This is a genomic window from Citricoccus sp. NPDC079358, assembly GCF_040702545.1.
In the GTDB taxonomy this organism is placed as follows: domain Bacteria; phylum Actinomycetota; class Actinomycetes; order Actinomycetales; family Micrococcaceae; genus Citricoccus.
This window is the reverse complement of the sequence record NZ_JBFBLI010000034.1, coordinates 1-1,969: the sequence shown is the minus strand read 5'-3', so window position 1 is coordinate 1,969 and position 1,969 is coordinate 1. Positions and strand designations below refer to the sequence as shown.

4 protein-coding genes are annotated in these 1,969 nt (G+C 63.6%); 1 reads left to right on the top strand and 3 read right to left on the bottom strand.

Features of this window, described 5'->3' with window-relative positions:
- Window positions 1-61: 61 nt before the first annotated feature.
- The gene (locus AB0333_RS16925; protein WP_366219839.1) at window positions 62-265 is read right to left on the bottom strand and encodes a hypothetical protein; all 204 of its coding nucleotides are present in this window, start codon (window positions 263-265) and stop codon (window positions 62-64) included.
- 299 nt (window positions 266-564) lie between these two features.
- Between AB0333_RS16925 and AB0333_RS16920 the strand changes: the two genes are divergently transcribed.
- On the top strand, window positions 565-1,191 hold the full coding sequence (locus tag AB0333_RS16920) for a recombinase family protein (protein WP_366219838.1): 627 nt from the start codon (window positions 565-567) through the stop codon (window positions 1,189-1,191).
- A 114-nt stretch (window positions 1,192-1,305) separates the two neighbouring features.
- Here the strand turns inward: AB0333_RS16920 and AB0333_RS16915 are convergent, their stop codons facing one another.
- On the bottom strand, window positions 1,306-1,548 hold the full coding sequence (locus AB0333_RS16915) for a toxin (RefSeq protein WP_366219837.1): 243 nt from the start codon (window positions 1,546-1,548) through the stop codon (window positions 1,306-1,308).
- Window positions 1,545-1,778: a ribbon-helix-helix protein, CopG family gene (locus AB0333_RS16910; protein ID WP_366219836.1), complete on the bottom strand. Its 234-nt coding sequence runs from the start codon at window positions 1,776-1,778 to the stop codon at window positions 1,545-1,547. The genes AB0333_RS16915 and AB0333_RS16910 overlap by 4 nt, the downstream gene beginning before the upstream one ends.
- Between the last annotated feature and the right edge of the window lie 191 nt (window positions 1,779-1,969).

Below are 1,969 nucleotides of genomic sequence, written 5' to 3'. Positions count from 1 at the left end.
GAGGTGACCACCGAACCGGAAACCACCCTCGAACTCAGCGCCTGACAACCCCAACGAAGGATCAGACCGTTACACCACTGCCCGGGACTTGACCCGCGGCTACGGCCTCCTTCACGAGCGAAGACAGTTCCCGTTCGGCCGCACGTATCGACTCTTGGGCCAGCATCGCCCGCTCCGTGCTTGCTTCGAGCCGAGCCTCAATCGCCTCGACGGCCGGATTGCGCTCCGGCGCATTCTCCGGAATCTCAATCTCCCAGTCACTCATAAGCTCTCCTCCAGTCATGCAGTCGTATCACAGGCTGCGACGTTGCCATGCGTGTCTTCCTCCAAGTTTTTCAGAGCGACGCCGAAAGAATTGGGAGACGCCGCCTGGGCAGGGTCAAAGTTCGCCGGAGTCGTCGGGTAGAGAATTCCAGCACCATTGAGGGATCCCCATAGGGGGTCGGATCGTTGGGTCTTGCAGAACTCGTGATGGAAGGTGCTGGGTGACAGGGTCGAGCGCTGCTCGATCCTCGAGCCCAGCCATTCGGGGCTTGGCCGAGCCAACCTTTTTGGAGGTGCGCCATGGGCGCACTGCTTATTGGATATGCCCGTTGCTCAACCGAGCAGCAAGACCTCACCGCCCAACGCGATGCTTTACTCGCCCTGGGCGTTGAGCCCGAACGGGTCTACGTTGACCACGGTCTGACCGGCACGAACCGGGAACGACCCGGATTGCGCGAGGCGCTGGCCGCCGGTCGTGCCGGTGACACTCTGGTGGTGACAAAGCTCGATCGTCTGGCCAGGTCTGTGCCCGATGCCCGGGCGATCGCCGACGAGCTGACGGCCCGGCAGATCAGCCTGTCGCTGGGCGGGTCGGTCTATGACCCCACCGACGCCATCGGGCGACTGCTGTTCAACGTGCTGGCCATGGTCGCGGAGTTTGAATCCGACCTGGTCCGGCTGCGCACCCGTGAGGGGATGAAGGTCGCCCGGGCCAAGGGGCGTCTACGGGGCAAGCAACCGAAGCTGAACCGTCGCCAAGAGGCACATCTGGTCTCGCTGGTTCACAGTGGCCAGTACAGCATCCTCGAGGTCGGTGAACTCTTCGGCGTCGGTCGCTCGACGGTCTATCGCGCCATCGAACGACAGCGGATCGCGGCTGGGGTTGGGGCTGGGTCTGGGGCCGCGGAAACGGCACCACGACGGTGAGACATGGTTGGCGCCAGCGTCCAGCGCCCCACAATCAAGCTGGACACTGGTGCCACGCCACTCTGGGACCCCAACGGCGCATGCGGCCGCTGCGCGGCAGGAACCAGACTGGGACTAGGGCAGCAGCTCCCAGTATTTCCTCCTGGCGGGCATGGCATGAATCACCATCTGCTCCCCACTTTCAAAGACCAGTACAACGGTCTCAAGCAATCGAGCCTGGGTGTCGAAGCCGAGCCGTAACTCACGATGCGGCCAGTCGTCTTCTTCAATGGGTTCGATCCACAGGCACCAATCGGCCGCCTGGACTGCATCCTCGGGTAGTACTCCGTGCTTCAGGGCGCTGGCGTGGACTTTCACGCTGCGAAGTCAGCCAGGGCGCGGCGGATCGCCTCCGAGCGTGACAGGTGCTCTCGTTCGGCCACTTCATCCAGGACCGCAATCTCCTCGGCCGTGAGGCGCACAGCAACGACCTGCATCGGCTCAGCACCGCGACCGGGGCGGCCGCGTCCGCGGCGCTTCAATTCCCCGACGTCATAGCCGGCTTCAGCCTCGTCGGCCCACTTCTGGATCTGCTCGTCACTGACCATGAACAAACCGTATAACGAAAACAGTCCGCGCAGGAGAGAAAGTATCCGGACCTGCGGCGTTAGCGGGCGCCGAGCCACTGGAGCCGTTCCGGTCGGGGATCCGCTTGCGGGCAAGATCCGTCGGGCATGCAGCATCCGGCGGCCTCAACGAATGCACGCCGTAAGCCGTTCCCCAAACGGTCACGACTGAG

Excerpts from the sequence above, each read along its gene's own strand:
- AB0333_RS16925 (WP_366219839.1), bottom strand. The coding sequence starts at position 265 with ATGAGTGACTGGGAGATTGAGATTCCGGAGAATGCGCCGGAGCGCAAT.
- AB0333_RS16920 (WP_366219838.1), top strand. The coding sequence starts at position 565 with ATGGGCGCACTGCTTATTGGATATGCCCGTTGCTCAACCGAGCAGCAA.
- AB0333_RS16910 (WP_366219836.1), bottom strand. The coding sequence starts at position 1,778 with ATGGTCAGTGACGAGCAGATCCAGAAGTGGGCCGACGAGGCTGAAGCC.